The sequence below is a fragment of the Blautia sp. HCP3S3_D9 genome (genome assembly GCF_052063845.1).
Lineage (GTDB): Bacteria > Bacillota > Clostridia > Lachnospirales > Lachnospiraceae > Blautia_A.
Window position 1 is genome coordinate 1 of sequence record NZ_JBQHWS010000212.1, and the last position, 3,579, is coordinate 3,579.

At 38.9% G+C, this 3,579-nt stretch carries 5 protein-coding genes and 1 pseudogene; all 6 read left to right on the forward strand.

Going from position 1 to position 3,579, the window contains the following annotated elements; translation table 11 throughout:
* Positions 1-342 precede the first annotated feature (342 nt).
* Positions 343-498 (forward strand): hypothetical protein, encoded by a 156-nt coding sequence (locus ACTNES_RS20005; protein ID WP_441040490.1) that lies wholly within the window; start codon positions 343-345, stop codon positions 496-498.
* A gap of 9 nt (positions 499-507) precedes the next feature.
* Positions 508-879 (forward strand): hypothetical protein, encoded by a 372-nt coding sequence (locus ACTNES_RS20010; protein ID WP_291808291.1) that lies wholly within the window; start codon positions 508-510, stop codon positions 877-879.
* A 103-nt stretch (positions 880-982) separates the two neighbouring features.
* A pseudogene (locus ACTNES_RS20015) lies at positions 983-1,821 on the forward strand (PD-(D/E)XK nuclease family transposase).
* 190 nt (positions 1,822-2,011) lie between these two features.
* The gene (locus ACTNES_RS20020; RefSeq protein WP_291808280.1) at positions 2,012-2,326 is read left to right on the forward strand and encodes a helix-turn-helix domain-containing protein; all 315 of its coding nucleotides are present in this window, start codon (positions 2,012-2,014) and stop codon (positions 2,324-2,326) included.
* A gap of 88 nt (positions 2,327-2,414) precedes the next feature.
* Positions 2,415-2,795: a sigma-70 family RNA polymerase sigma factor gene (locus tag ACTNES_RS20025; RefSeq protein ID WP_441040491.1), complete on the forward strand. Its 381-nt coding sequence runs from the start codon at positions 2,415-2,417 to the stop codon at positions 2,793-2,795.
* A 272-nt stretch (positions 2,796-3,067) separates the two neighbouring features.
* Positions 3,068-3,579 (forward strand): hypothetical protein (locus tag ACTNES_RS20030; RefSeq protein ID WP_441040492.1); only part of this gene is annotated, 512 nt, incomplete at its 3' end.

Consider the following 3,579-nt stretch of genomic DNA (forward strand, 5'->3'; position numbering starts at 1 on the left):
ATGAGTTTGTCGTACAGGGTCACTTTCCTTTGTAATAGTTGTCGCAAACTTATTATACATCAGAAAGTCCCTGTACGATATTTTTTATTCAAAAAGTTGTAAAGTGGTGTATTGTTAGAAGATTAATGATTATTAACCGGCAGGGATAGTCACTTTCCCTTTATATTCCTGCAGGTTTTACATAAGAAGATGGATTCCGGTCAGCAAAGGTAGCTCCCACAATGCCTTTTGGATATCCGCTTCTGCAAGTTGTAGTAAGTAATTGCTTCCCATCAAAATCATGGGGAAAGCGAACTGGTCTGAAAGACCGCCAGTTAGTGTGATGATGATAATAAGACAGATGTGGAAGTACAGCAGGAATTAGGAATAGGCAGGACTTCTTTTTATAAAATGAAGAAGCAGGCACTTGGATATTTAGGATTTTATTTTTATGAGATCGTGGTACCGCAGGCAAAGGATAATAGATTTAAACCGTCACTGGGCGTGGAGGAAGAGTAGGTGAGTAATATGAGATACGAAGATTCGATGAAAGGTGTAGCTGCTCAGATAATCAAAGAACAGCAGCGAGCCAGTAAAATTAAAAACAATCCAGAGGAGTTCCACTGGCATGACGAATATGCAACGTTGAATTTCTTTCGGTTTATCTGTAAAAATATCGGTAACTTGGGAAATGGAGAAATTGAAAAAATGGTCACACGCTTAAAGAGCATAGATCAGAAAGCAGTGGAGAACCATGTGAATGGTGCTATTTGGGCATTTGATTATGATAAGATGTTCTGTGTGTTGATGGAAAATGAAATTTGCCGAAAGGTGTGTGAAAAGAATAAATATAATAGTTGGACGAAGCTGATTGGAAATTATTGTTTTCAAGTGGTGTAGGATAAAATAGTGGCTTGTGAAAAGTTGGTTTTGATGTTAAGATGAAATTGGGATAGGAGACATTTAGGAACCTATCCTGACATAGCAAAGAATGGAGGCGAGAATGGACGTGGCGAAAGAAGAAATCGTGAAAATAGAAGAATTGGAAACACGTTACGAAAGATACAAGGGTATCTTGAAAGACCTTACCATCATGAGCGATGTGTTTATGCGGAATGTATTCAAGAAACGGGAATGTACAGAATATGTTCTGCAGGTAATTATGGATAAAAAGGATCTGAAAGTGATTGATCAGGTTCTTCAAAAGGACTATAAGAATTTACAGGGACGTTCAGCTATTCTGGACTGTGTTGCCAGAGACTCTGAAGGCAAGCAGATGGATATAGAAATCCAACAGGATAATGAAGGGGCATCTCCAAACGAGCAAGATATCATAGTGGTTTAATGGATATGAACACATTAAACCCGGGACAGGATTTTGATGACCTTCCGGAAAGCTACGTGATTTTTATCACCAGAGATGATACACTTGGCTATGGACTTCCGATTTATCATGTAGACAGAAAAATCGAAGAAGTCAGTGAGAATTTCAAAGATGAAGCTCATATTATTTATGTAAATTCTAAGAAACAAGAGGATACAGAATTAGGCAGACTGATGCATGATCTTCACTGTAAGAATGCAGAAGATATGCACAGTAAGATACTTGCTGACAGAGTATACGAATTGAAGGAAACACAGAAAGGGGTGGAATTCATGTGCCGTGAAATGGAACAGATTTATAGTGAAGGTATTGAAAGTGGTGAGCTGAAAAAAGCAAAAGCCTCAGCATTATCCATGGCTGCGGATGGAATGAAAGTTGATAAAATAGCCCACTATCTTAATGTAAGTGCTCAAATGGTACAGAAATGGATTGACGAGAGCATGAGTGTTGCACATTAACAAATGATAAATTTTAATGGAGCTACCAGGGGATACTAATTCTTCTGGTGGCTTTTTTTGTGTGTTGCATGTATAAAAAGTGAAAACTAGTTCTATAGAACTATAACTTGATTTGCGGATTCTGTATCTTTTAATTATCCATCAGTATACTAATTTTAGACCGAATTATCGTTCTGAAGGAGGTGCTACGATGGATTTAAAAGCGGTTGGTCAGCGAATCGAAGCAGCAAGAGAAGCAAAAAATCTTACACAGGAAGAACTGGCGGCGCTGGTAAATTTAAGTACAACACATGTCAGTGTGATAGAAAGAGGACTGAAAGTAACAAAGTTGGATACCTTTGTAGCAATTGCCAATGCACTTGATGTATCGGCTGATGCGCTACTGATAGATGTTGTGACACATTCTGTCACAGGTGTTACCAATGAATTATCTGATATGATAGGGAAATTGCCAAAGGACGAGCAGAAAAGAATTTTAAATGCGGTCAGAGCTTTGGTAGACTAATGAAATAGGCATTGAAATCGAAGGGCATTAAGCTCTTCTTTTTTTTATTCTTTTTTATGTCGAGATTACAAAAGAAGTTGCGTATGCGATGAATAATTTTTACAGAAGTAGCAAGGCAAAAAAAGTTGAGATTAAGAACGAGCTGGGGGAAGTCGTGGATAAGATGCTGCGGGAGGTACCTTACAGTGGACAGTCTATTGATGGGGAAGGATTCATGATTGAGGATTTCCCGGATCTGAACTGTGATGTGGAGCACAGTGTACTGACGAAAATGGAACAGCAGGATATTCATAAAGTGATCAATCAGCTGAATACCGAGGAACGCATGATTATTTATGGCATTTTCTTTGAAAATAAGACACAGACACAGATGGCAGAGATTATGGGGATTTCCAGACAGATGCTGTCATACAAGCTGAAATCCACTCTTAATAAGATGCGTGAAATGTATATGAATAAATTTTTTTAATAAATTTTTCAAAATCTTTTGCATCTGCCAAAGTCATTTGACTTTAGTAATTAGAGGGAGTTAAAGGACTTCCAAAAATGAACCATGATAACTGAATATCCAATAATAACTGACGTGACATTTCATGCAGAGAGCACGAGGAAGATGCCGCTATAGGATTATAAGACAAAACCAAGATTTTTAGTTCAGTCTGTAATGCTGCGAAAAAGCACTGACCGAAGCCAGCTGGCAGGTTGGTGATGCGATGATATGTATGAGATACGTCAATTTTATTGTCCTGGAATAAAGTTGCAAACAGAGTAGCTTATCTGATAAAGAATGACCAGTTCCTGCAGGCCGAAGATTATGCTTGTATGCCGGAATATGAACGGGAACAGATGGCAAATAAGGTACTCCGCTTTTATGACCGTCTTCCAGAAGAGATAGACAGACCATTTACGGATGATTTCTTCTGGGAAAAACCAGGAAAAGAAATGGTAGAAGTTTTAGAGAATCCAGAGCAGACAGAGGAACTGTTACAGAAGATGGATGCAGCATTGGCAGCTCTGCCATTGGATTTTGAAGCGTATGGGACAAACTATCAGCAAAAAACAGAACTTCTTTCGGAACTTCATCAGTATGCAGAAGGAACCTATACGATATTCCCGACACCGGAAGCAGAACCATCCTTTACAGAACCGTCAGGGCACCAGATGACCATGTTTGATTTCTTGGATACGAAGGCAGTGGCAGAACCGACCGTAGTAGATATGTCAGATGTGGAGGAAATAGAAGAGGAAGAGGT